The sequence below is a fragment of the Paenibacillus hemerocallicola genome (genome assembly GCF_006265175.1).
GTDB lineage: Bacteria > Bacillota > Bacilli > Paenibacillales > NBRC-103111 > Paenibacillus_AB > Paenibacillus_AB hemerocallicola.
This window is the reverse complement of the sequence record NZ_VDCQ01000028.1, coordinates 57335-84164: the sequence shown is the minus strand read 5'-3', so window position 1 is coordinate 84164 and position 26830 is coordinate 57335. Positions and strand designations below refer to the sequence as shown.

Genomic DNA, 26830 nt, shown 5'->3' with positions numbered 1-26830 from the left:
CCTATCGATTCCGGGATGAAGTCGTTAACAAGGCTCCGATCGGTCCAATCTCTTTATCTCCGAATCGGATGGTCCACGCCGGATCTATTTCCGAAGCCATATCGGGTAGTTTGAAGCGTTTTGCAGGTATCGTATTGGCATCGTCAACTATTAATTTGGGCAATACTTTAGGTATAAAAATAGGATTAGGCAGCAATTTGGGGGCAGGCTTCCATTCCGGTCGAACCAAAAAAACGTGACGGGTATCCCAGACGAAAAATGGCGCCGTCCATGGAGCAAGCTGTCCGTCCATTTCATTGTAGGCCTGAAGAGATCCGTTATAGTTTGGATGCGAGCCTCCCTGGCTCTCCCCGATCTTAAGGATCGTATCCATCCTGGTATTCGCGTTGCTCCCTCCGGCTCCGCCAAACGGACTTGGCGCAGTAGAATACGCTTTATCCCCGTATTGGGCAAAATACCATACTTCCAGCCCATCGCTCGTATGATGAATCGTCCGTGTCAAGGCGAATGCTTTCGACTCCGACTCGGGGATTGCCGTTGTATGGGGTTGACCGGTTATAGTACGCAATCTGATCAGCCAATCGCCGGCATATTGGATTCGGAACAAGAGATCGGCATCTTTTCGCCATTGCATGGATGAAGGAAAGAAGGATGGAGATAGCGGGCCAAGATGCTTGCCGAGCGTTTTCGCGGTTGATTTTTTTTCGGGCAGCCATTTTCCGTTATAAAACTCGCATAAGCAGAACAGGATCTCCGGATTCACGCTTCCATCCGGATTGGATCTATTTTGGATTTCCAGCCAAATCAGCAGCAGACGGTCATTCCATACGACCGGCATCGGTGAAGCGCCTTGAATGTTAAACGGAATTTCCTCCCAGTATGTCCAAGCGCGATGCTCTTTGCGGCGATAATAGGTTTTGCGGCTTGCATCCGAAGTGCGGGCAACGACATGAATGACGTCGTCGTTCCTTTGCTCCGGATCGTTTTCGACAACATGCATGCCGCACGGTTCCAGCCGGGATAAATCATCGAGCTGCTGCAAATAGGTCATATATACGGCTTTGGCCGCTTCTTCCGTAATATCCCGCTGCAGCAGTCCGCCGAGCGCCTCCTTGTAGAGCGGCGACGCATCCATCAACAATTCGGGCTCGAGCCAATTTTCCGGATAGAGAAACACCTTGCGGTTGGCTTCCCAGACTCTGTACCTCTTCATCCATTCCCACTGTTTGGCATGTATCGATGACGGCGACACCCGTTCCTCCAGGTTCATCAAACACCGCTCCGTGTAAAGCTGCACCGCCGCAGTCGCAAACAATATTCGCGTAGTTTGCATACACGGCTCCATCTCCACGTCCATGAGGAAATATTCGAACAGCTTCTCCGGAGTATCAAGGTGTTCCGACTCCTTCTTCTGCATCATCTGGTGGAGAATGTAGGCGACAAGCGCATCGCGCTGCGACTTCCGCAGCTTGTCGTTTACCGATTGGATGACGGATGTCCATTCTTCCTCCTCGTATCGGGCTCGGAGTGCGGCGTTCAGACTGCGCACGACGGTCCCGTCCGGCTCGTTCGTTGCTGCCTGGACCAGTGTGGATACCGGAACGCGAAGCTTTTTCAGAAGCTTATGGGCCAGATCGATTTTTCGAAAGTGATCAAGCCGGGACAGCTGGTTCAAGGTGAGGTTGAATCGTGCAAGCCATGCATCGAGCGAGTCCTTCTCCCAGCGAGTCAGCTTATAGAGCAAGCTGTCCGCGTGACGGGGTCCGGCACCGGGCTCGGCCTCCCCGACCTCTCTCAATACGGATAAGAGCCGTTCATCGCCCGGCGAAAGCTCGGCTTTAAGAACGGAGTAATGGAGCAGCCCCTGCAACATGTCAAGAAGCGATGCCGACGCTTCGGAGCCCGGGTTCCCCGCAACCGGCAAGCTGTTCATCCAGCCTGTCTTCTCCAGCCGGTCTCCAACCCGCTCCTCGATCCGGTATTCGGTTCGGGCAGCAATCCAAGCGAACTCCGCCGTAGTAAGCTTCAGGACAGACATCAGCGAGATGGCTTTAAGGAACCGAACATAATTAGCCTGCATGCGGTCGATCAAAGCTTGCGGGTATAAATAGCGGGCCGGGATCGTCTCCCTGCCTGTCTCCCCGGTTTCCCACCGTACCCGCAGCAGGTCCTTCACTTTCTCTACTTTGAGGAACATTTCAACCAATGCCCCGCCTTTGAATTCGATGGCTTCGGCGTTAAATCGGGTCACACCGTCTTGGTCCAAGTCGAGTTCTATCTTCTCGCCGCCAATTGCAAGGGTGACAATCGCGTCCGCGTCGGCTTCGATGAGAAAATTGTAAAATCCGCTTGCCGGCACTTCCAGATACCCGCTCCAGATGCCTGAAATAACGGACGCCGGAGTCGGCTTTGCCGATACTCGGTCGCCGCCGGCAGCGGTGAACGCCAAATCCAATACGCCTTCGGCAGGGCTGATGCGATCCGCCTCCTCGTTATCGCCAATCGTCTCATGATGGTAAAACTTGACCGACAAGCCCGGCGTCTCCATCGCGGTAAAGTCATGTAACGCTGATGCGCTAATATCATCGGCCGCATGCAGAACTGATGCATCATCAAGCAGCACAGCCGCAATATCGGAATCGGAGCCTGCCGATGCGCCTATCGTCTGAAGGGCGTATTGACGCTTATACATAGGCTTGAGATCGAGCATCAAATTCGCGAATAATTCGGCGGTCCTTATCTCGGGGGGATTTGTATTCGAGACATATTCGTTATACCGGTTTAGAAGCCCGGGATAACGTTTGAACAATACTCTTGAATTGTGGTGAATGTCATCGATAGCCTGCTTGAAAGGATCGCTTGCACCCGGCAAGCCTTTGAGCGCGTCACGCATAGCGTCGGGCATGATGCCCGCATTAAACGCAAGCTGCTTGCGAAGATGGTCATATGCCAAGTGTCCGGCCGCGGTATCGATCATGTCCTGGCGCAAATCGTTCGTGTCGTGGGAGTAGCCGATTTTAGTGACGGCGGTGTTGTCTACGATCCCGAAAAAATGGTCGACCGCTTCGATGCCGTATACGGGCGCCAGCTTGGATTTTGCAATTTGGCCGTCAAGGTCCCCGGCGATGGCAAACTCGTTGTCTATGGAGGCATAGCCGTTGCGGAGGGTGCGGGCGATCGCCGTCATTTCACCGACTGCGGGCGACTGCACTCCCCCGATGTCCCGATTCCAGATCAAATACAACGCTTGCGACGGCTTAAGGGGGGCCTCGCGCATACGATCGATCAGCCCGATAAGCTGCAGCATTTGCGGATTTACCGGTTCGGGCGCAGCGAACGGGTCTATGCCCGTGCACGGTATCAGCAGCAGCAATTCCTGCACGCTAACTCTCAGCTTGCGAGCCAGCCACCCTCTCCGGTACACGGAGGAAACGTTATCCAGATTAAGCGGGGTGTCGGCATTGTAGCCAAGCGCCTCCACAATATGCACAAACTCGTCGTCCGTAAGCTGAAACGCCGCCCGCAGCGCTTCCCTATGGGCGAGCAGTTTTTCCGAGCCGGTCAAATAACGGCCGTACCCGTTGCCGCTGAACACCGCGTCCTGCCTTACCTTATTCGGATCGAGAAACAAATTCCGATAAAGAGAAGAGGATCCGTACGTATCGATAGGAGCAAAGCAGGCCAATAAAGGCAAGAGATCTTTTTTTACATTCAGATTGAGCGTATCCATTACTCGTTTTACGATGCCGAGGCGCGGCAGCAAAATGAGAAAGCCATCGTCGAGTTTTTGCAAATTCGGCAGGTCATCGGGGTCGTTCGGCGTCTGTTCCGCCGGGTATAGCGCGGCAATCGCCTTATCGGTCTGTTCGATCGACCAACCCAGCTTCCGCCACAGCCGGATGAACCGGATCATGCGGATAAATTCAAACGGCCGGATGAAATCCGTTATGCTATGTTTGCCGGGATCGGCGTATCGGAACGCCATTTTATCGTAATCGGATAAATCATTGTTGCCTTCCTCATTCATTAGCGTAATCAGTCCCATGATGTCATCGTAATGGGTGCGTACCCATGCTTGGATATCGCCGCCATATTCGGACACGTCAAGCGCCGGCGCCAATTGTTGATCGAACTGTTCGTCCGTAAGCAGCCCTTCCTTGAACTTTTTTATGGTTTCAAAAGTAACGCCCAACCGCTCAAGCTTGGGGACGATCGCAAGAGACGGGTTAATAAACCGGCACATCAGCAGCTCGTTCAGATCTTCATAGGTAAGACCGAGCCGGCGTGCAAAGGTTAACGGATTGGACAGCTCCGCCATCATCTCTTGCTCCGTTACGGTCTCCGAATACCCGAAAAGAGTTCTTAAATTCAACGTATTGTCCGGATTTAACGACAAAGTACGATCGGTAAGCCGCGAATATTCCGCGCGGGATAACCGAAGCTCTTCCATCCATATATCTCTCCAGCCGAATGGGTCGGCACCTGCACGCTCCATATTATCGCTTGTCCGCAAAGCTTCCATCACTTCTTGTAACGACAGCTCGAACTTTTCCAAATGGCGGCGCAGACTTTCCAGAGGCTGATTGAACGGCAGCGTGGGCGGGAGAAGAGGCGCCGCTCCGCCTTCAAGAACAGGCTTGCCGGCCAGAATCTCGTATGCCTTGTCGCTGATCGTTTGCGCTTGCGGACTGTTTCCGGTAAAGTCCGTCAGATTCAGTCCGTGTACGATATAAAATTCCAGAGTTTCTATCACAAGGTCGATATACGGAATCGTCGTATTCGTATTTTCGCAGTCCAGCGGGATATGTTCGATCTCCGGGCGGCGTTCCAGCAACACCGTTTGGGGATTGCGGAATCCGTCCGGCACGACAGGTCGGTCCAGAAAACGCAGCAATTCCACCAAGTAGGCGGCCGGACCGTGAATCGATCTGCATGGCTCGCAAGCGAAGTAGTCCATATTGTCAAATAGAGCTTCCAGAGCGGGATACTCGAGAACGTCGGACGCGTTCGGATTTTGATTCATATATCGCGGCTCGCCGTGTACGCCGATCCCGGGCGCATTTCGAGTTGCGGCATAAGAGAGGATCATGTTCACGACCGTATGATTTACTTGCATCGCTCTTTCATAAATTTTCAAGGCGTCCCGCTCGCCGCCTAAATCGTTCATGAACTTTCGGACAAAATCATCCTTTTCGTATTGAACGACCGAGCGGGCGGAATCGAGTCCCTTGGCCAGCATCGCGTTCATCGCTTCATAGGTTGGCGTGATCTGATTGACCCGCTGTATACGCAATACTTCTTTCGTCGCGTCGGCCGAAAGCTGAATATCGCGCTGTTGGACATACTTCTCTACGGGATGCATGCCAAGCTCGAATTTCCCCGCTTGCTCCTTAAAGAAGGCGGTAACCTCCGCCTTGAGCCCGACGTCGGCCAAAGGCGTTTCGTCGTTCCGGATCATATTGGCTACGACATCCGTCGGATAGCTCATTCGCAGCTTCACGGCCAACAGCTCGGCATATCGTTCGCGGCGCTGGAGCTCGCCTTCTCCGGAGATTTCCGATGGGACCGGACTCTCCCCGATCGCAGCTATCCATGCATCCTTCCGATAATAGCCTTTATCGATCAATTGCCGGGCATCGGTGATTCCATGGCCGACGTTAACGGTTTCGTGCAATTTATGCATCAGAGGGGCGTTGTTATAGGTGAGCCCGGCCAGTTGTCCGTCCAGCTTCAACCGATACTCGATCGTTTCTCCGAACGTCGCTTTTACCGATTCCCAGAACTGATCCTCGTCTCCCGAGTGCTCCGTATACAGGCTTGCAAATTGGTTCAGCCGGTCCTCATCCGTTCCAAGCGAAACCGCTATGATTTCCTTAAACGGGGATACACCGATCGCAGCCATTCTATCCCACGTTTTGTTCCGAGCCAACAGTTGAAACCTCTCCAACGCTTTAGGCAATTGCTCTTCCAGATGGACCGGGATCACGCCTTCGGTTAACGCCTGCTTCCACACCCGTTCCGCAGTCGATAAGTCGATCCGAAAGATCGACTCCTCTTGCGCCGGGACTCCTGCTCGAAAGAGAGCGTAAAAATAGGCGGGGTCTATGGCAGGCGCATCCGCTTCGACCGTGTCGGCGCTGAATTTGTCGGCCAAGGAGGCAAGCGCGACCGCGCGGGCGTCCCAGCCCGTCTTATTCGCCAAATACGTAATATCCTGCCGGTCATCGGTTTCATTCAAATCGCGAAGACTCCCGCCGAAGTGTCCGGACAAGCTCCGTATCATCGTCTCGTATTCGGACTTCATGGCGGTAACGGCTTCATCGCCCAGGTCCACGTCCAAAGTTGCTTGGCTTGTGATTGCAACATTGTAACGAACCTCGGAAGCCGCGAGGAACACATCGTCTTCTCCGAACACTTTGGCTTGCAGGTCGGGAAGCGATTTCCCGATGCCGCGCCGGTGAAGATCCGCCTCGGTGAACGAGACCAGATAGCTGCCGTTATCGTCGGTAAACGTCTCGACGATAGGCACATCGTCACGGCCGGCGTGTTTGTCCACGATCTGCACCTTCAACCCGCCGACAGCGGCACTTACCTTGCTTTTGACGTGACCGCCGGTTCGGTAAGCTTGACTCTGGCCGAACGCCCCGGCTTCCTCCAATACGGAGTTCAGCAGGATGGCCGTACGTTCATCGACCGCCCCGGTACCCGGAAGACCCTGTTCCTCTTGGAATATGGCGACCAGCTTTTTGGTCGTATCCGAAAAGGAGCTTTCCGCTTGCTCGGAACGCAGACCTTCCGCGTAATAAGGGCGGTCCGATTCATCGATCCGAAGCTTGTTCCTGTCCAGCAGCCACATCAAACCGTTTTGCAGATCGGCTACATGCTCTTTATTCCGCGTATCGAACGGAAACTTGATTTTGTTCATGGGTTTCCTCCTCGGGACACTCGCCTGTGTTCCTGTTATGGTTTAGCTGTCATCGCGGGATTACCATCCGTTTTAACACTTGATGCGCGATTTCCTCCTCAACCGCTTCCGCACCGGCAGCCTCGGTCGCTTCCACACCTACACCCTCGGCTATTCGTATGCCGACATGTACACGCACACGGGTCCATGCAGAGGCACCCGCACCGCCTGCGCCTTCGGTTGCGGATGCACCCCCGGCTGTAGCAGTCCCGCCTAAAGCCCCATAGCCAAGACCGGCTCCAAGATTAAGAATCTGACCAAACGCGGCCAGCGTATTGATGCCGCCCCCCACCGCTATGCTCATTCTTACTTCGCCGTGAGCCTGCGCTTCCGCATTTTGATTAATGTTCGTCTTCATCATTTGCTGCACGCGATTCACATTGTTTTTGGCCAATTCTTGTTCTTGAATAGCCCTTTTCATCAGGCTGACGGCGGTCTTGGAATCCATACCGGGATGGTTCCGCATGACGGCCGCGATGATCTGCATCTCGTCTTGCGAATGTACGGATAGTTCTCCCGAAGCATGCAAAACGGTTCCGTATCCTTTCGGAATCACTTCCAGCTCCGAAAGAACTTTGCCTACGTTTCCTCTGCGAATGATCTCATATCGCGAGGTTGAGATCGGAGTGCTCGGACTTACCTTGAGCTTATCCGCAATCTCGGCGATCTTCGCTTTGTCGGTTGCCGATAGGGTAACCGCCTTGCCGGACAATAGGTGCTCCCTTATCTTCTTCTGCGATTCGGTAAGCTCCGTTTCCGCGCTTAGCTTCGATTCGATCACGATCCAGCCTTTTTTGTCCAACCCGAGACCGTCAAGGACGGACTCGACCACCTTTCCGTCAATCGTAGCCTTGACCGTGACTTGTTCTACGGTCGGTATCCTTTCTTTGACCAAGTCTAAAACTTTTCTCTCCCATGCTTTTCCGGCAGCGAAATGCTCGGCATTTTTGGATTGCGTCTGCGTACCCGTATAATCGACCCATCGAACGGGGTTGCTCTGAACGTATTGGAATAGGTTGGTCCCATCCCTGATTCCGATCGGATCGCAGCTCGTCCACCTCCCCAGCCAAGGAGCATAATACCTCGCGCCGTGATAACTAAACCCGCTCTCCTCGTCCCGCTCCTTGCCGGTGTACCGGTAACGCTTTAAGCTCGCCTCGGCGGCGCTGCGGCCGGCACAGTAAGCGGTGCTGCCATAGGGCGTATACTCCTCATAGGTGATCACTGCCGCGTTCTCATCCAATTCCAGGCTTGCCGAGCCGAGATGGTTGCCGAGCTGGTAGCGGACAAGGGGCTGCGGGCTAACAATCGGAGTACGATCTTTGATCGTCTGCGACTCCATCAACGCCACTCGCTGCTGGCCGTCCGTGACATGCAGCGATTCGCGCTCCAGCTCGACCGCGCCGCCGCCGTATTCACGATATACCTCATACCCGCCAAAATAAATGCGCTGCTTACGGAGTGCGCCGGTTTGCGTTTCGGTCACTTTGCGGACGCGCCGGCCTGCCGCATCGTAAACGTAATAAGTAGCCGCGGGTACTTGATCCGGTGGCGAATCGCCGTACCTCACCATACTCGTTGTCGCGATCAATCGGTCATTGAAATCCCAGCTCATTTGAGATAAATGCGGCATCGCCGTCATGTTGCCATGCAAGTCATACGTATATTTGGCGCCGTATCCGCCCGGTGATGCCGCATAGTCCGGCATGTTGTCGGGATCGCCAGGCACGCTGGCGGCGAGCAAGCGGTTGCTGTCCGACGCATATTGGTAACGCCGGTTCCAAATCGCCTGACCCGGCTGCTCCAGGCCGCTTCCGGCGTGATGAACCATTTGCATGATGTTGCCGACCTCGTCATAACGATACGTCTCGACGTAGTTCTGCAGCGCCTGGCAGTCGTTAGGCAGCATGGGCACAAAGCGGGAGCTGTCGTCCCCGTCATATTGGCGACCGTTCCCCCTGTGCTCCCGTCCGCTGGCAGCGATCAGTCTGTACAATGCATCGTAGCGATATTTCGCGCCCGGAAGCACACACCGGTTGTTATGAAACACAAGATCCTGGACGTTGTCGCGAATCTGGGTTACGTTGCCCACCGGGTCGTAGGTGTAGTTCAAGTCCTGCAACAGCGCGCCGTCACTCTCACGGGTAGTCTTCAGCCGCTTAAGCCGAAAGGTCGCCTTATCATAGTCGTAACCGGTTTCCGATCCGTTGCCGTATCGCAAATGCACACGCTGCCCTTTGGCATTGTAGGCAATGCTCTTCACCGGCTGCCGGCTTGCCGTATGAGCGGCAAGCAGCGCTTCCGGTTCGGCCGGCAAACCTTGCCACACGTCCACCCGCTCCAGCAGCCCGGCCTCATTGTAGACCGGCTGGGTAATAGGGATGCGCTGTATGCCGGCCGTCGTGCTGTGCGGCGCGACGATTTGGACCGGCCGGTTCAGCGCGTCGTAACGGGTGCCGGCGGCAAACGCCTCCGCTTCCAATGCCGGATCGCGCGACCAGTCCGGGGTCGATTTGTAATCCGACGTCATTTGGCGCACCGTGCGCAGCGGATTCCCCTTGAAGTCGTAACATTCGGTGGCAACCAGGCCCGCCGTGTCGTATTGCTTATACAGCCTGCCGCGAAGGTTGCGCTGCTTGTCGCGATCCTGTCCTTCGCCGTATACCTGCTTCGCAAATTGAATCTCCCGTGCAGGATCGGCCGGGTCGGCGCCGATGACAAAGGAGCCGAGCGGACGCTGCAATTCATCGTAAGTCATCCTCGTTTTGAACAAGCGGCTGTTCCAGGCGAACATTGGCTTGCCCGCCGCATCATGCAGCATCCAGCGGTCTCCTGTATCCATGCCGTGCTGAAACAGCAGGCGGCCCGCCAAGTCGTAGCACGGCGAAAATAGCTGCGGACGCAGGTTGTTCGGGTCATGGAACGGGTGAACGCCGCCCTGCAGCTGCGGCGTAATGGTTTGCATCACCTGGTTGCCCCGTGCGTCCTGTACCCACAGCGGCCTGCCTTCGGCATCCAGCTTGGTGAACGTGACATATTTCTCGTCCGACGCCGCATCGCCCGATCCGACCCTGTTGTGGGCAATCTCGACCACCTCGCGCCCGAGGCTGTCGAGCACCGTCACCGCAGGCGTATCCGCATGCTCGGCCGCAAGCCGGGCTGCGAGCCGCTCCTCCGCGGAAGCGGTCGGCGCACTCATTCCGGCAAACCAGGCGTTGCCGTCTTCCTTTATCGTGTCGTTCGCATCGAAGCGGGCCACATGCCACGGTGAAAATTGGATTCGGCTGTAGGAACCGTCCGGCGAATCCGTACGGATCGCCCTTCCGACCGCGTCATAATAGATCACCGGCGTCACACCCGCTTCTATCGGCTCCTCGAAGCGATGGCCGACCTCCGGCGGGCTGAAATACGGCTCATATTGTTTAACCGGCTTCCCCTTGTTATTAAGGATCGTTTTGCCGCCGGCGACCCACCGCAGAGGCCCGCCGGGCTGTTCCGGCTCGGCTTGCGCCTTTTTCACCAGCACGTTGCCCGTCCCGTCCGAGTACTCGAAGCCGCACTGCAGCGGGCTGTCCGGCTCGTCGGCCGCGTGCCGCTCGCGCCGGATCGTGCAGGCGCAGGCGGGATGCTGCCCCCAGGCGATCGTGCCGTTTTGGACACTTTCGCCGAAATGATACACATACCGCATGCTTGCATGCTTCAGCAGCTGTTTCGCATAGGCCTCGTCATAGTCTTGCAAGTGGAAAAACTTTCGCCGGATATCCGAATCCAAGTTCAGGTGCGCGTCATCGAAGCCGTTCAGGCTGTCGGCTTCGGTGCCCTTGCCCGTTACCGCCATCACGGCGGGCATGCCCAATATATCGAACCGCACCTCCGAGACATTATCGTTCGCATCCTTCATCCGACATGCGGCCATCACGCGAAAGTCGAACTCGGCAACCTCCGTCCGGTTGCCAAGCGCATCCGTGCTCGACCGGATGTAGAGATCCCGCGGGTCATAGGTCAATATCGTCTCGTTTCCGAAAGGATCCGTGAACCGCTCGGGCAAAAAGAAGTGCCGTGAGGCGTCGGCGTGAAAGCCCGCCACACCCGAGCACACCCAATACTGACCAGCCGAATTCGCGCCTAAGCGCGCAATCAGCTCGGCACCGCTTAGGTAGCCGCTCGTCTTCTTGTCCGTCAGCGCCGCCGCAACGTCCGTGCTGAGCTTGTCCCCAAACACGACGCCGAGAAGGTCATCGGTATGGGCGAGCTTGTAGGTTTCATACGTCAAAGCGAGCGCGTTCAGCTGCCCCAGCTTCAGCGGCTTATCCAGGGCGGTGTCGAAAAATAGCGTGCGGGTATGCTCCACAATGCGCTTTTGCCGTGATACGCCGTCCGGCGGCGTGTGGTAGGCGATCTCCTCGACGATCGTGCCGCTGTTCGGGTAGTGGCCGCTCAGCTTGCAGGCGCGCAGCTCGTCCAAAGTAAAATAGCGATCCGCGACCGGCATGCCGGTCAATTCATATTTCAGTATCTCGCAGGGCAGGCGGAGCCGGCAGTTGTCCGGATCGAGCACGTCGTCGGTGTAACGCGTCTCGGTATAGGACGCATGCCGTTCGGACTGTACGTGCCGGATCAGCTCCAGCGCATCGGCCTTCAACGCGGCATCCGCATACTCGCCCAGGCGAGGATAGACCGCCGTGACGGACTGCAGGACGTTGCCGTATTCGTCCACGCTCAAGTTGAGCGTATGAACGACGCGCGGATCCGGCTTCGGCTGTTCATCGTACAAGTCCAGCTCGTAGTGATACGTGATCGCTTCGCTCTCGGCAACGTGAAAAACCGCATGCGGATTTGCCGCTTTCGGCTGCACGAGCCGAATGCGAACGCTGCGGCAGGCAGCCGTAAACAGCTTCACCGGTTTATGCGTGCCGGCCGCCAGCAAGTCCACATCAAGCTCGTACACCTCTTGCCGCAGCATCGTGCCCTTGCATGCGCGCAGCGCTTCGCGCCGTTCGTCGGCACTCAGGTCCAGTGCATCAAGGTCGGGTTCGGGCCATGCATGCTCTCGGAATGCGCCGAGCCCTTGCGCGCCCGGATTCTCCTGTTGAACGCCGTTAGGAAAGTACTCTTCTTTAAAATGCTCCAGTATGCGTCTGTCTTCAAAAAAGGCCCCGGTGTGATACCAGGTCACGGTTTTGACAGGCGGCTGATACAGCGTTTGGTCGTCGGTGATGTAGGGGCTGCTTGCGTTGCCCGCGGCAAACTTGCCGTAATTCTCCACATCTACCTGTTCCACGCGGCCAAAGCCGCGAAACTCGCGCTCCGGCCCGTCAAAATATCCGTGATGGTAACTGTAGGTCGTCGTGAACGTGGCTTTGCGCCACTTGTCATGCACCGTCACCTTCTCCACGCAATGCACCAGACCGGGCAGCTTGGTGATCCAAGGCTTGCCGGCCTGCTTGTCCTGCAGGTAGAACTTGGTCGAAGGCGCATACTCCACCGTCGTCTCCGCACCCAGGTTGTTGACCGTTTTGACAAGCAGGTGAGGCTTTTGCCCGCCGATCAGGTTCAGGTAGCGCAGCGGTCTTCGCGCATCGCCCGGCAAAGAGGAAGACCAGACCAGGCACGCCGTTCCATTGCCGAGCAGATCCGCCACTTGCACCCGAGTAAGAGGATCGGGAGCGGGAACATGTCCGATCGCAGTCGGATCGCTCCAGCTGTTGCCGCACTGATTGAAATAAATATGAACACCGCCGGAGCATAGGTATATCAGGTCCGTCGTCCCCGAGCCGTCGATATCGGCCAACCGGATACGGCCGGGGTCAAATTGATCGTCATAGTCTAACCGGGGCGCGTTATCCATCGTCACCTTCGCACCGAAGCGGCCATAGCCGAGATTGGGCCAATAGCACACCTCCTTGTTGCGAATACGCACAATATCGATGAGACCGTCGCCCGACATATCCGATAAATGGATGGATTGCTCTTCATCGGCAAACACGATGTGCGGTCCCTTTTCTTCATCCCACGGCTTGCTCTTGCGCCGCGCCGCCTCAAAGCCTTTTTCGCCGAGCGAGCGATGCCATACGAATGCGTCGTGCTCGCTGATCAGAATATCGGCCCGCCCGTCGCCGTCAAGATCGATGAACTTCAGATTCGGGTCGCTCCAGTTCACTTGGGGCAGTGAGGCGAACGGTACGAACGGCTCCCACTCCCCGTCCGTCGTCCGTTCGTAAAACCCCGGCGTCGGACCTGCATATTGCACCAATTCCGGAAGGCCGTCCCCTGCCAGATCGAGGAATCGCGCTTGCCCCGCCAACGCCATGTCAGGCTTCGGCGACACTGGCTCCATCGGCGCGAACTTCGCCTCCAAGCGTTCTCCCTCCTCTCCGACAACCAGGTTGGTCGGGCCGAGGTTGCGTTTGTAGAACCAGGCATTCGCCTGCTCGGTCAGTACGCCCGACATCCCTTCGCCGTCGAGGTCGACGAACAGATAGTCGGTGCCGTCGATCCCGACCGGTACATTGGCGAGGCTATCGTTATCTATCTCATGCACTTCCGTCTGAATAACGGCCTCGCTGTAGGTGAACTCGACCGGAGGCAGCGCCGCAGTCAGATAGGTTCCATCTGCCGTCAGCCGATAGCTGTTTTGCGTCACTTTCATAAGCTTGGAATAAACCGGTGTAAGAGAATGGGAACGATCTTGATCGGCCTGGTAAGTGAAATCGGTCGAACGAACTAGACCGTCATACCCTTTCTGGCTTTCCGGATCATCCGGAAAATGATGAAACATCAGGATGCGCCGACATAAGCGGTGGGTACGTATTTCGAACGTGGAGCGGTAAGCCGAGAAGGGGTCGGGACGAGACGACCAGATGCCGGTCTCTTGAGGTGTGGGGTTGGTCGCATCGTGCTCGCCGTAATCGAACACGACTTCAAAATGCCAATGGTTGTCGCCCGGCGGGTCCGGCCACGATCGGTTTGACAGGAGTTCGGGAAAATAAGGCACGTGGTTGCCATAGCGGATTCGTTTGATGTATTTGTTGACGGTACGGCGAGGATCCGCTTGATCGCCGCGATTTCGCTGGTGAGCCGGCGAAAGATCGATATTTTCGGCATTTTCCGACTTATACCGGTAAGTGATCTCATTCCCCTTGTCGTCATAGCTCTCGCAGATGAGCCAGCTGAAGATGCGTTCCGGATGCTCCGGATCGGCGATGCGCGAATGCTCGCTTCGGCCATACCAGGTTGTGACATTATCCTTCGAGATCGAACGCCAAAAGACATCATCCGGCTTGGATGAGTTGGTCCATCGCTCGATCCTGGCGAACAGTCCTTCGACGCGCGGCCGATAGCGGCGAATGAGATAGCTTGTCCCGTCCACCGTACGCGGCGGCAGCTCTTCGCGCTTCCAGCTTCCCCGCGCATCCTGTACGAGCACAGGCACCAGGTCTTCGGCGCCGGACAACATAAACACATCCGACTCCGGCTCCGGCTCCCGGTCATCCCGGTAACGAGGCAGCCCCTTATCGGTTTTGCGCGTGATCGAGGGAAGCGACAGGCTCCATCCGAGGCCAAACGGCCCATTTCCCGCCCCCGAGTCGTACGATAGGGAAAGCTGCGGGCCGAAGCCGGAACGGCCCGGGCTGCTGGCGATGGGAACGGTCATCGAACCGGTTCCCGTGACCGGGTTGGACGCGAACTTCTCGCCGATGCTGCGGATCGCCCCGCCTCCTTTGGGCAGCGAGATCGAAGGCACCGTTAGCGCGTGCTTGTCTTTACTTGGACTTGTTTCCTTGTCCGGCAAGGACATGGGGGTCGTCACTCCTTCAAGGTCTCTTTGAGCCTGTATGTGCAGTTTGGGTAATACCAGCAAGGTAATCTTTCTTCGCGGGGAGAGGCCATACGCAGAACACCTACAGTATAGAAGCGGGGAGTATAAAAAGTCTGTCGATTGTTGTAACTCTAGTGCTTATGATGGGGGAAATTGGTTCAAAAGAGTGATATGAGCCTTGGGGGACAGTCGGCGCTTTACTCCGTAATCTCCTACTATTTCAGAAGCTTCACAATTTCACGCAAATCAGAGAGCAAAAAGGACTGTCGCGAGGACAGTCCAAAAAAGAGCCTTCATATAGTTCGATTTTCCCGGAAAATCTTGATTTCCGTTCAAATGCCTCTCGGAGTATGCTAAAACGAGATTAGCATTCAGCTTCAGCTTCCGATGCTGCAGAGGCCGAAATTCCCGCTTCTTTTGCACAATAAGCCGCAGCTGGAGTAAAAGGATCGGATAGCAGCGCAACGACAAGCTGAACGCCGTCACGCATTCCTTGCAAATACAAGCGTTCGTTCTCCAATGCCAGCTTGTAATGATGCTTATCCTCCCATTCCATAAACTCCGGCCACTGCGTTTTATCCGTCTCGGAAAACAACGCCTCAAAAGCCTTTTCCTCTTCTACGCGATACTTGTGCAGGTCCGGATGACGCTCGATTCGAGCCGAAACATAATCCAGCCGCCGCTGAATAGCGCTTTGGAACCATGACGGAATATCCATGACCACTCCTCCTCGCGAGCAAGCCTTAAAGATGCATTGCTCTCCCTCAGCCGTTATTGGACAAATGAAACCGGATAACCAAATCGTCTACCTTGCGGCTTTGGACCTGAACCGTTTCATTTTGGCCAAGCGGAATTCCCTGCTCAAGCGATCCCCAGTCCAACTCATTAAACATTTGCTTTCTTCCTCGTACTTGCGCAACAGCTCCTTCATCGCTTAACTCGCGCCTCCTTCCTTGAGCGTTTCCCTGATTGTACCGGATGCGATCATTCGCATTTTAATGCGAAAATCGGTTTATTTTATTTTAATGCGATATTCGCATTAAAGCAATACTATCCTCGCATACAATTTGGATAAAATGTGAGGTGACCGTGAATGAAGCACCGCAAGGAACCGCCGGGCGACAAAAATATTATCGGCACCCGTGTTGTCGCCATCCGAAAGGCCAAACGAATGAAGCAAAAGGAATTTCTCGCCAGACTGCAAACTTTCGGCTTGGACATCAGTTCGACCAGCCTGTCCCGACTGGAGGGGCAGTATCGCCTTGTACAGGATTATGAGGTCGTTGCCATTGCAAAGGCATTGGATGTTTCCATTCTTGAGCTATTGGGGGAGGAAACGGTTGAATGATGCCTTCCAAATGTCGAAGCAAACGAAAATGCCTTCCGAAGAGGCTCTTCGGAAGGCGATATAGTTGGATTATCCACTAAATAGGCAGATCCTGTGGAGTAGTAAGTTCAAACTTCACATGAACCGTATGCGGGGTACGGTGCATTTTTTTATTGTCTGTTATATTGGATAATTCGCATTAATTCTTTATGTTCGGCGTTAACACCACGATAATGTAAGAACAGTCGTACATTAATTGCATTAATTCTTATCTGTCCATTATGAATGCTGTTTCTCTATATCGCACCAAGTTTTAACACCAAAATCGCACCATCTTAATGGGCTTGAAAAGTACGTGTTACTGGCTTTTTCCTTTATCCCCCGTAGCAGGCCAATGGTGTCACCTGGAGACAATTGGTTACAAACGCATACGCGCTATATAATTCGGTAAAGGGGGCTAATATGTACAGTTAAACAACCTTCTTTTACGCGCCTCGACACAAGGACTTTTTATTCTTCTTTAATTAGGAGTCTACGCACTCCACATGTGCGGAATAAGTAATAATGACAGTAGCAAGATGTGGCAGTATTCGCTAAAAAGACAAAATAATTGCAGAATAAGATAAGCATATTACTAGACGCAGAAGTTGATATCAATAATTACCCTTTATCACTAATTTTGTGATCTCTTTCAAATCTCAGTACATAAAAAATGTCCTCTTCCCTAAAACCAAAGCATCTTAACTTTTGTGAAGTTCTAAATTTATAAATTTTAGTATTATGAAATGGTGTGTTTTCAAACCAACTTTGCCCTGAAGGAGTATATGGTTTGTAATCAAGTCCATCATGATTTAAAATATCATCCCAAGACATTTCGGAAAACATTTTAAACGTGGATATGAATTGTCTTTTTTCTTCATAATTTAATATCCCAAAAGAAAAGTTCTCATCTAGATGATCAAAAGAAAGATTAGTTTCTACAAATCGGACATCACAATAATCTTTCTCATTTATGGCATTTTCCTCAAACAATATTTCACTTAGAGATTGAGCATTATGAAAGTTTAATAAAGTCATTACTTCCGCATTGTTCTTCTCAATAACTATTGTATTATCTTTAAATTTCTTGTTTTCAAAGGAAAGTACTCGTCTGTCTCTTTCACAGGCCTCCGCTAAAGAATAGTCATGGGTTTTATCTGTGAATTTACATGTATATCTATCAGATTGTTTGTGAAATTGATTCTCATGCCAAAATGAAGGATCTGATAGTAACCTTTTTAAATATATTTTAAATCTTCTAATCTCACTAGTAGTTTTAATGCTATTATCTGTTAAAACAGCGTGTAATGAGTGGGATACTGTTACTTTCTCATTTAGTAGATTATAATGTTTCAGTAATTTAATTTGAGCAGCATCCATTATTTTCTGTATTAATATAAACTCCCTTAAAGAATTTAAGAATTCATTAAGATCTGTAAATTGCCCTTCTAATGACAATTCATTCATTAACACTTCCATATTCTATAACCCCAACATTTCATCTAGGTCTTCATCAAACTGGTCAAATAAGCCCCTTTGATGATTCTCCACATCGCCTTTTTGATTGAAGAATATTTCGACTGGTTCTGTTAATAAATCATCTGTTAATTTGCAAAAATATACAGAAAGATTATTTTTACTAATAACTTTATTAAAAATAGATTTTCTTACCCCATTAAAAATGTGATCACTATGAGTTTCAACAATTAATTTAATTCCATTTTCTGAACAAAACGTTAAAAATTCCGTTAATTTTGATTGTGCACTTGGATGTAAGTGTATTTCGGGATTCTCAATTATTATCAGATCATCTTTTTTGGAGGACATTACACTAATTAACAAAGAAATTATATAACTTAAACCAGAACCTATATTTCTAGGTCGAACATATCTATTGTTCGAGTATTTATACTTCACTCTCACTTGATCAGTTCCTGATATATCTTCAGTTGATATTTCGCAATTTAAAATATACTTGAGCCAGTAGTTCACTTGAAGTTCTAGAGTTTTTCCAACTGGCTTTTCCTTAATTAAGTAATCTTCAATTTGAGTACTTTTGTTTTTCTCAAAATAATCGATAGCAAATTCACCTAATATCCCAAAGTTGAGATAACTATCATAGTTTTTAAGGTACAAATCTTGCGATCCAATACGTTTCGAAGAGAAATAGCTTATTCTATGATTTTTTTGATGCAAATAATCAATTAACACCTCACTATCATTGGTTATTTCGCATTTTACTTCCTGACCATTTTCGATAAATTTAAATTTTACCGAGTTGTTATTTTTGGATGAAACCTCAACTTCAAACTCTTTAGCATTTCGTATAAAATTCCTGACATCAGAAAACTGACCTAAGGATACTAGCCTTCCATTTAAAGGAAAACGCCCATTTTCTGTAACATTTTGAACTGCTAATAAAATAGCCTGAATAATAGTAGATTTTCCAGCTGAGTTCATCCCTGTCAGTAGTGTAAAGTTATTTAAAGACATTTCAACACTGTCAAAACACTTTAAATTATGAATTTTCAACTTGGTTATCATTCAACAGCCTCTCCTTTAAAGTATCCATTAACTTCATTATTTCTGGCACTACAATTCCTCGACCACGGTCATTTGTTAATAATTTATTCAAATGCTCATCTTTTAATAATTCAAAACAAACACTTTTAATTTTTTCCTTGTTTTCTAAGCAATACTCTTCTTCAAACATTGTAAATAAGTAACTTAATGCTTCAAATAACAACATGTTTATCGGCTGTCTCTTTCCACTTCTGGCAATTCTTCGAAAAGCATCATCATTAAAAATAATTTCATTATTTCTCATTGTTTTTTCGAATAATTTTTCCAACACTTTAATTTCTTCATTGGTCAATTCATTTATGTAATCCATTATCTTCCCAAGAAATTCATCTATATCCCCTTTATACTCAATTAACTCTCCATTTGCATCTTTTAAAATCTCAACCTTCAACAAATAAAAGCCAATGAATCTAAGAATAAGATAGCGGTCTTTCATTCTTTTTGAATTAATTGAATTATTGGTTACTCTTTTGAATACTTCTTTAGCAGACAAATTTCTTAGTAGTAAAGTAGACTTTCCTTGATATAAAGCATTTCTCATTTCTTGATTATTTAGAGGAGTTCCCCCTCTATTTACCCTGTCAAATATGTCAAATTTGATACGATCTGGAGTGGGTGGTTTAATTACCTGTGCAATTATTTGGAAATCTTCCAAATTAGCTTGAAGTTTTTTATCTAATTCGCTAAATTTTTTAAGGTTTAATGCTTTCAATATCCTTAAATCAGTAAGTCTGTATTCTTCCTTTAAAAATTGAAAGAATGCTGTTAATCTTTGCCGACCATCTACAACTACAAGTTTACCTTCTTTGGTTTCATTTAAATAAAATATGGGCAATGGTATTCCCATTAGTACTGATTCAATTAGTTCTGACTTTTGACGATTTTTCCAAACATCCTCTCTCTGAAAATCAGGGTCCAGCACAACTTGTGCCTTTCCAAACTTTCTATTTAGCTCAAAAATAGAATACTGCTCCCTTTCTACCTTTATATTGGCCTCAGGGTAAATATCATTAAGTTCTCTATCTTTGCTAGGACTAAGTAAATCACCCTCGTCCAAATCAAGATCTTCATTATCCAGAATTTCATCGATATTTTCCACGAAATCCCCTCCTTTTATTACTCTATATTCTTTACAATATCGGTTCTTTATAGACTACCTAACATTGAGACACCTCACGAGGATTTAATATGAGAACATTGTAACACATTTTCCCACTTTTCTTTAGATTCTTGGATACACTGGCTTTCATGATTTACTCATTTCTATGCTTTACCTAAAACCATTTCTAGGATAGTCTCCATCAAAGGTATACAACCATAAGCAATGTGAAAAGAACAGGTAAAATGACGTCTATTTTCAAGTGCTGCCTTACGCTATTCCTTACATTCGGCACTGGATACTTAAGTGATGCCATATTAAACCCTTCAAACCAGTGTGAATTGTTAGACAGCAAGTAGTACATGCATGGTACAATCAATCTTTTAAAACCCCTCAATAGCTCTTACAACTTGTTAAATGATTGTAATTGTTCGGTTGGAATGATTTCATGGTGTGCTAATCTTCTGATAACTGCAGCCCCACCATTCATGTTGGCCAAGTCCGCGTATTTATCAAGCATATCCTGTATCTGTCTTGCTCCCTTTTTAAACATGTGAGAATCTGCGTTAGCTTTAATCGATAATAAATCTCAAATTTTTGTATAAATAAAATCAATCTAGGAAAGATTTGAAAACATAGAATAACCATTATAGTGATTATTTTATGATTTATAGATGTTATTGGTTTGTTTAAGTTCCTGAATTATTTCCTTAACCTGTAATAGGGGTGATCGAATTGTCAGAGTTCATTAAATTAGTAGGCAGTAATATTAGAGAATTAAGAAAAGCAAAAGGATTTACCCAGGCAGAACTTGGTGAAAAAATGCAAATTTCTCAAAGTTATATTGGTGAAATTGAACGCGGACAAGTTAATGTTTCACTCGAAACACTTGAGAAAGTCACCCTAGCCTTAGAATTATCCCTCTTTGATTTATTCAATTTTAAAGATATCGATATAGATGAAAATCAATATGAAAAAGAAACCTTAATTGAAGTTCATAAGCAATTACTTAGCGAACGAAATTTAAATGAAATCAAGATGTTCCATCAAATTATCAAGAACATTATAAAAATGGTGGACCACGACATTTAAAAAATGTGAGGGTGAAAAGTGATGTCTGCAAATATTGAGCTGAGGGAAGCAGTTCGAACTATGATGTTACCAATAGTACCAGAGAAAGAAGAAATCGTTACAGAAGAAATTAAGAAGGGATTAATTGCTCTGGGTATTCAATCAGACGATCACGCAAATTGGATAATGCTTGAATTCAATTCATGGATTGAGTCCGGATCAGCAAGTATAGATTTCAAGAAAATCTTAGGAATAGCGTTGAATATCGGCGATGATAAGTATGGCCCTCCACTAAGCACAATTTATATTGAATTACATAAGGACTTAGTAGGGAAAACTGATTTATCAACTAGTGAAGCAAGTAATATACTAAGTCACTCAGGACTCATCGCAAGATTGGCTGAACTGGAAAAGATGTCTGCAGCACAAATAACTAATGTTTTGTCTTCCCGATATGAAAAGCAAACATACGATTGGAAACATGTCGAGAAGATTCTGAATGGTTTCAAGTTAGCTCCGAAGCTGGATTTGTCCTTAGTGAAGAATCTAATTGACAATGATGAGAAATTAGAAGAGGCCACATTGGCTGACCTTGACCCTGAATCAGCAACTGCTATTATAGCTACTGTAGCCGCCAGATTGAATTACTCTGGAGAAATTGAAAAAGATCTATTAACTCTTTTAAACCCTGGAGGCAAATCATTCGGTCCTTACCTACAGATGCTTTTTTTTCAGTGTATTATTGCAGAGTTCTTTGATCATCCCATGACTATTCTTTACGAGTTTAATCCCAGAGGAAGTGTGGCTGATTGGGCATGTGGTTTATTCCCCCCCAGTTTAGAAGTCGCTGACAATCCTTTCTTAAATAACGCAAAATCTGTTTCCCGCTTAGATATTAATTGGGCGCATAGTAAAAAAGAAGCGCAATTAAGTGCAGCAAAATCTCTCGTAAGAATATTACGTGCTATGGAAGGTATGGGCTTCCCAGCACGTCGCGAATTAGCTGGCTGGTTGCGAAGATGGCTTTTAAGAATTATCAGAATCGCTAAGCCAAAAACGCATATTATTAATGAGTCTATTTCTTTAGGTGAGACCCATAATCTCTTGACTACTGTTGCCAATAAGGAAACTAATACTACTGGTATTATTGAACAGAGAATAGTTGATTTTATCTCCTCCTTAATCCCGGAGAACCTTAATTGGAGACAGCGTGGATTAGGTGACCCGGTAAATGCGAGTAATGTAAGCAAAAAGAAATTAGGTGATGTTGATTACCAAGAAGTGAGTAAGAAGCAGGTTTTAGCATACGAGGCTCATGCAGGAAGATTAACTGATTTATATGTTAAAGGACATAAAAGAACGTTGCAAAAATCTTTAAAACATCGTCGTACAGAGTGGGAGGGAATATCTGATCCCGCCGAATGGAGCGTTGATGTGATATTTGTGGCTCATGATATTTCCTCCGTAACGCCACATACTGACACAATCGAGGGCGTCGATGTGAACTTTAAGTTCATCACTTTCAAAGATTTTATCAATAGGATTAAAATTGATACAGGACATTTATCCAAATTTGTGGAGCTGGTGATAAAACCGATTAATGAAAGCAGAACACCTAATACAGTTAGGAAAAGTTTTGAAGATTTAAAATAAGAACATTCGTTCCGGATTTAACCTTTACTTTTTTACTAGGTAAAGGTTAAAATACTTTTATGGGTAAGTTAGATTAGCGTTAGAGAGGCAGATATTAATGAAGACAAAGAAAAAGGGATATTTGACAATAAATGATGAACCTTATGAATCACTAGAAATGTTAAGCATCTCATTGTTTTCTGGGTTGCTCGGGTTAGACTTAGGACTACATGCAGCGGGATTTGAATGCAAAGTGGCTCTTGATATTGATAAAGATGCTGCGGCAATTACAAAATTGAATTTTCCAGAGTTACCGTATCTTACTGAAGATATTAGAAATATAACCCCAGAAGAATTAATGTCGATAGCCAAAATAAATGCTGGAGAACTTGATTTACTTGCTGGTGGTCCCCCTTGTCAATCCTTCTCAAAATCAGGAAAACGTAAAGGATTAGATGACGAACGCGGAGTTTTATTTCAACATTATATTCGTCTTCTAAAAGAGATAAGGCCTCGTGCTTTCTTGCTCGAAAATGTTAGAGGTATTTTATCATCAAACAAGGGGGAAGATTGGAAGACAATTTTGCAATCATTTAAAGATACAGGCTACACCGTATATTGGAAAGTACTTGATGCTGCAAATTACGGTGTACCACAATTTAGACAAAGATTATTTATTGTGGGGTTTAGAGATAGAATTAAGTACCAATTTCCGGCTGAGACGCATAGTGAGTCTAACTCTGAATTACAAGGCTACTTACCTTACGTTACTGTTAATGAAGCTATTGGAGATCTATTTGATTCCACTGACTTTCCGGCATACAACGGAAAATATGCGCATTTACTTGAAGAAATACCCGAAGGACTTAATTACTCTTATTATTGTAAGGAACGTGGACATCCGAATCCTCTCTTTGATTGGCGAAGTAAATTTTGGTACTTCTTGCTTAAAATTGATCGAGATAGACCTTCTCTAACAATTCAAGCTAATCCAGGTAATAATACAGGGCCATTCCATTGGGAGAATCGAAAACTTGGTATTTCTGAACTGAAACGCCTCCAAACTATCCCTGACAAACATAAAATGCTGGGTTCGTATATGACAAATCATCGGTTAATTGGAAATGCGGTGCCTCCTTTGCTTGCAAAGTCTATTGGAAAAAGTATTAAAGAAGCGTTAAAAGCCAACATTCTATTAAGTGAGTCAGAATACGAACAAATCCAAATTGATTCATTTAAGAATACCAAAGTTCGGTCAGGAAGAGGTTCCGGACTAGGTAAGTTTGAAATCATTAATGGAAATGTTGTAGTAAATTCCAGATCCCTATGGGATGAGGTTGCCGCGGCAAGTGAACAGTGACAGAAGAAAGAAGTCCCAGCATCAGTATTTTGCTTGGGGCTTCTTTCTTCTGTACGCACATTAAATTACTGAAAAATTTTGCACGGCTAATACAACCCTAACTCTTTTATGAATTCAATTTTTCGATTAATTCGGCACTGGGTGGGGGTCTAATTAGAAGCCTGTATAACCGCGTAGAACATAGTAAAAAAGCCGCCCTCATAGGGTGGCTCTACCTTAATCAGTTATTACATAGCCTCTCAACGGCTCTCGGACTTCACAACCGTATTTGTTGCTTCTTGTTTCCTTCTGTTAAGTTCACGGTAAAGCGACCCCTTGCTTACGTCTGTCATTTCTTCTATTTGTGCTACTGTGAATTCTCCGCTCTCATATAGCTTGATCGCTTTGTCTAGCTTCTTTTTATCTGTTAAGGGACGACCTCCCTTGCGTCCACGTGCTCTCGCCGCTTGAAGCCCTGCTACGGTACGTTCACGTATGATTGACCTCTCAAACTCCGCAAAAACAGCCATCATGCCGAACATAGCCTTTCCTGCCGCCGTAGAGGTGTTAATATTGTCAGAAAGACTTACGAACTCCACACCTTTCTTGTTAAGCAAATCAAGTGTTTCTATCAGCTTTAGTGTCGAACGTGCCAAACGGTCAAGTTTGTAAACGATAAAAGCATCCCCTTCGCGCAACATGTCCAAAGCCTTTGCTAGTTCAGGGCGGTCATCCTTGCCGCCGCTTGCTTTCTCCGTATAGATTCGGTCATATCCGAATTTCTTTAGTGCGTCCATTTGTAAATCAAGGGATTGGTCTGCTGTCGAAACCCTTGCATATGCTATTCTCATTCATATCGTTCCTTCCGTTTATGTATCGTTGTTATAACAGTATCATAAACGTACATTTTCGTAAATATGATTTCGGAACGAGTTTCGTACTATCTTCATGCTATCTAACTCACATAATCCACTCATTTGAAGAGTGTTACATAAACAATGGTTTTTGATACTAACACGAAACTGTTATCTGGAGATAATTGGTTACTTATTCGCGGTAGTAAATTATAATTTCTTGTATCAAGGAAGGGGGCACTTTTATGGCGCGTGAATACGAACCATTGCCGATAGACAGAGAATATATTTACAAGTTGGCTACGTTACACGAAAAAATAGCGGCGCTATCTTACAAGGATTCCGAAGCAGCCCTGGCCTTTTTGCGGGCTTGGGCCGATGGTACAAAGAAGGTCACGCCGTTATGGGAAGAAGTTACGAAGGCGCTGGTTGAAGATAATGCTTCTGAGGGAGCTGTCCATGAGTGAAAAAGATAACCAAGCCGCTTCCCAATTGCCGATAGACCCCGAATACATCTACAAGCGGGCTACGCTTCATAAACGGATTAATGAACTATCCTACCGCGACGCGGAAGCCGCCCTGGCGTTCCTGCGGGACTGGGCCGAAGGAAAAAAACATATTGAACAGCTTTGGGAAGAAGTCGCTGTTGCCCTGGGGGCCGGGGCATGAAATTCACAGCTGTAGGGAAGCTGGGCGAAGTAACGTACGATAACGGCAGCCTGTCGGGAAGCCTTGACGCGGTAAGCAGCGTTCAGTTCCTGGCGCTGGCCTTGGAAGGCGCAGCTGTGGGGCCTGTTCCAGCTGTGACGTTTACCGATCATTTGAAAAATCCGCTGTCGGCGAAGATTATTATAGAATTGGCGTTCGGCCAGGTTCGCTTTTCGGGTAACGTGCCGCGTATACCCAGGACGCCGAAGGGTGCAATTAACTAAAAAAGAATCCCGCGTAAGGGCTTAATAGTCCCCAGCAGCGGGATGACAAAGGGGCTGATGGGGAATGAAGCCGCGCTACTTGGATTACGCGACGACGGGCAATTTAATTATTCCTATGCTTTTCCTGGATTCGGAACAATACATGCAACTGATCGACGACTGCGAAGCTGGTAAGCTTGAAATGAAACAGAAACTTCGGACAAAGAAAAGAGGGGCCTAACTTCGGCCCCTCTTTTCCTACGCACCTTCTTCGAGATGATTACGCACGATTTTCACAGCTGGTTTCCTTCCTGGAATGTGCTGCTGGTCGGCGTAACTTCGTTCGGCGAATATACAGGGGGCAGCTTCACTTCGGGGCTTGTTTCCTCCATAGCAGCCTTGCGAATCTTATACAGGTCGTCAGCGTATTGTTGATAGTTAACCCAGGCCCATTCTCTAAAATCCAATTCCGATAAAGTTTCTGGACCACCTAACCCGAACTGCGCTTCTTTGCCAGTGTATCGAGTTACAGCGATTGCTGTGCTGCGCTGGACATGCGCCAGGCTTTTGTTTACCTGGTGCATTTTGACGAACACAGCGGCCAGCTTTTCCATATACGCCTGCATATGCTCTTTCGTTTCGTCCAGCAGGGGCTGGAATTCTTCACGAAGCAGGCTTCCGTCGGCGATTCTGCGGCGAATTTCTGCCTGGACGTTCATAAAGGCTAGGGCCATACCGTCCGGGTACTGCTTCTTCTCAGCGTCCAGACTCACCCGTAGGCGCTGTAATTTCGTTTCAGCGATAGTTACCATTCCCTGGGCCTGGGCGACTTCTGCGGCCAGCTTTTCGGGGTTATCCAGGGCCTGTTCTAGCAGGGCGTTATACCGCTGGCGGGCCTGCTCTACTTCCGCAGCTGCGGCGTCCAACTGCCCGTTATCCGCGTTCTTGGCGGCTTCGAAGGCTTTGATATTCTCCAGCATTTCTTCGTACGATCTAATCATTTTACATTTCCCCTTTATCGTTTTGTTTTTTAATACCTACAGCTGCCAGCATTTCGTTTAGTTGCTGTTCATGTGACTGCGATAAGGCTGCTTTGCTGCCTGTAAAGCTGCTACCCCGTTTGATACCCACAGCAGCTAACATTTCGGCCAGCTTTTCGCTTTGCTGGGTTTCGTCCATACTCCCATTCCTC

Annotated in this window: 18 protein-coding genes; 8 read left to right on the top strand and 10 right to left on the bottom strand. The window is 48.6% G+C overall.

Annotated elements, in window-relative coordinates; genetic code table 11:
* Nucleotide 1: 1 nt before the first annotated feature.
* From FE784_RS19970 to FE784_RS42440, 4 genes are all read right to left on the bottom strand, one after another.
* The gene (locus FE784_RS19970) at nucleotides 2-6925 is read right to left on the bottom strand and encodes a neuraminidase-like domain-containing protein (RefSeq protein ID WP_139603993.1); all 6924 of its coding nucleotides are present in this window, start codon (nucleotides 6923-6925) and stop codon (nucleotides 2-4) included.
* A 49-nt stretch (nucleotides 6926-6974) separates the two neighbouring features.
* Complete coding sequence (locus tag FE784_RS19965) at nucleotides 6975-14762, bottom strand: SpvB/TcaC N-terminal domain-containing protein (protein WP_139603992.1); 7788 nt, start codon at nucleotides 14760-14762, stop codon at nucleotides 6975-6977.
* Between the two features lie 385 nt (nucleotides 14763-15147).
* Entirely contained in the window at nucleotides 15148-15501 is a 354-nt protein-coding gene (locus tag FE784_RS19960; RefSeq protein ID WP_139603991.1) for a hypothetical protein, read from the bottom strand.
* A gap of 46 nt (nucleotides 15502-15547) precedes the next feature.
* Nucleotides 15548-15676, bottom strand: a complete 129-nt coding sequence (locus FE784_RS42440; protein ID WP_281287133.1) for a hypothetical protein — start codon at nucleotides 15674-15676, stop codon at nucleotides 15548-15550.
* 200 nt (nucleotides 15677-15876) lie between these two features.
* On the opposite strand from FE784_RS42440, the gene FE784_RS19955 reads away from it, so the two are divergent.
* Nucleotides 15877-16131 (top strand): helix-turn-helix domain-containing protein, encoded by a 255-nt coding sequence (locus tag FE784_RS19955; RefSeq protein ID WP_139603990.1) that lies wholly within the window; start codon nucleotides 15877-15879, stop codon nucleotides 16129-16131.
* A gap of 639 nt (nucleotides 16132-16770) precedes the next feature.
* On the opposite strand, the gene FE784_RS19950 is transcribed toward FE784_RS19955, so the two are convergent.
* Genes FE784_RS19950 through FE784_RS19940 form a run of 3 tightly spaced genes read right to left on the bottom strand, consistent with a single transcriptional unit; the run spans nucleotide 16771 to nucleotide 19831 of the window.
* The gene (locus FE784_RS19950) at nucleotides 16771-17628 is read right to left on the bottom strand and encodes a hypothetical protein (protein ID WP_139603989.1); all 858 of its coding nucleotides are present in this window, start codon (nucleotides 17626-17628) and stop codon (nucleotides 16771-16773) included.
* A gap of 3 nt (nucleotides 17629-17631) precedes the next feature.
* Nucleotides 17632-18693, bottom strand: coding sequence for an AAA family ATPase (locus tag FE784_RS19945; protein ID WP_139603988.1), 1062 nt, complete (start codon nucleotides 18691-18693; stop codon nucleotides 17632-17634).
* Nucleotides 18668-19831 carry a DUF262 domain-containing protein gene (locus FE784_RS19940; RefSeq protein WP_176706377.1) on the bottom strand — a complete coding sequence of 388 codons (1164 nt, stop codon included), beginning with the start codon at nucleotides 19829-19831 and terminating at the stop codon, nucleotides 18668-18670. The genes FE784_RS19945 and FE784_RS19940 overlap by 26 nt, the downstream gene beginning before the upstream one ends.
* Before the next feature lie 735 nt (nucleotides 19832-20566).
* Between FE784_RS19940 and FE784_RS19935 the strand changes: the two genes are divergently transcribed.
* The 3 genes from FE784_RS19935 (at nucleotide 20567) to FE784_RS19925 (ending at nucleotide 23894) form a co-directional block, all read left to right on the top strand.
* On the top strand, nucleotides 20567-20923 hold the full coding sequence (locus FE784_RS19935) for a helix-turn-helix domain-containing protein (RefSeq protein ID WP_176706376.1): 357 nt from the start codon (nucleotides 20567-20569) through the stop codon (nucleotides 20921-20923).
* Nucleotides 20924-20944: 21 nt separating this feature from the next.
* Entirely contained in the window at nucleotides 20945-22555 is a 1611-nt protein-coding gene (locus tag FE784_RS19930; RefSeq protein WP_139603985.1) for a hypothetical protein, read from the top strand.
* A gap of 97 nt (nucleotides 22556-22652) precedes the next feature.
* Nucleotides 22653-23894 carry a DNA cytosine methyltransferase gene (locus FE784_RS19925; RefSeq protein ID WP_139603984.1) on the top strand — a complete coding sequence of 414 codons (1242 nt, stop codon included), beginning with the start codon at nucleotides 22653-22655 and terminating at the stop codon, nucleotides 23892-23894.
* Between the two features lie 239 nt (nucleotides 23895-24133).
* Here the strand turns inward: FE784_RS19925 and FE784_RS19920 are convergent, their stop codons facing one another.
* Nucleotides 24134-24724 carry a recombinase family protein gene (locus FE784_RS19920; protein WP_139603983.1) on the bottom strand — a complete coding sequence of 197 codons (591 nt, stop codon included), beginning with the start codon at nucleotides 24722-24724 and terminating at the stop codon, nucleotides 24134-24136.
* Nucleotides 24725-24972: 248 nt separating this feature from the next.
* Here FE784_RS19920 and FE784_RS19915 point away from each other — a divergent pair, with 248 nt between their 5' ends.
* The 4 genes from FE784_RS19915 (at nucleotide 24973) to FE784_RS41005 (ending at nucleotide 25879) form a co-directional block, all read left to right on the top strand.
* Nucleotides 24973-25194 (top strand): hypothetical protein, encoded by a 222-nt coding sequence (locus tag FE784_RS19915; protein WP_139603982.1) that lies wholly within the window; start codon nucleotides 24973-24975, stop codon nucleotides 25192-25194.
* Entirely contained in the window at nucleotides 25187-25396 is a 210-nt protein-coding gene (locus FE784_RS19910; protein ID WP_139603981.1) for a hypothetical protein, read from the top strand. The genes FE784_RS19915 and FE784_RS19910 overlap by 8 nt, the downstream gene beginning before the upstream one ends.
* Nucleotides 25393-25659 carry a hypothetical protein gene (locus FE784_RS19905; RefSeq protein ID WP_139603980.1) on the top strand — a complete coding sequence of 89 codons (267 nt, stop codon included), beginning with the start codon at nucleotides 25393-25395 and terminating at the stop codon, nucleotides 25657-25659. The genes FE784_RS19910 and FE784_RS19905 overlap by 4 nt, the downstream gene beginning before the upstream one ends.
* A gap of 64 nt (nucleotides 25660-25723) precedes the next feature.
* Nucleotides 25724-25879: a hypothetical protein gene (locus tag FE784_RS41005; RefSeq protein ID WP_176706375.1), complete on the top strand. Its 156-nt coding sequence runs from the start codon at nucleotides 25724-25726 to the stop codon at nucleotides 25877-25879.
* 52 nt (nucleotides 25880-25931) lie between these two features.
* Here FE784_RS41005 and FE784_RS19900 read toward each other — a convergent pair whose 3' ends face one another.
* Complete coding sequence (locus FE784_RS19900; RefSeq protein WP_139603979.1) at nucleotides 25932-26639, bottom strand: hypothetical protein; 708 nt, start codon at nucleotides 26637-26639, stop codon at nucleotides 25932-25934.
* A gap of 1 nt (nucleotide 26640) precedes the next feature.
* Nucleotides 26641-26817: a hypothetical protein gene (locus tag FE784_RS41000; protein WP_176706374.1), complete on the bottom strand. Its 177-nt coding sequence runs from the start codon at nucleotides 26815-26817 to the stop codon at nucleotides 26641-26643.
* Nucleotides 26818-26830: the final 13 nt, after the last annotated feature.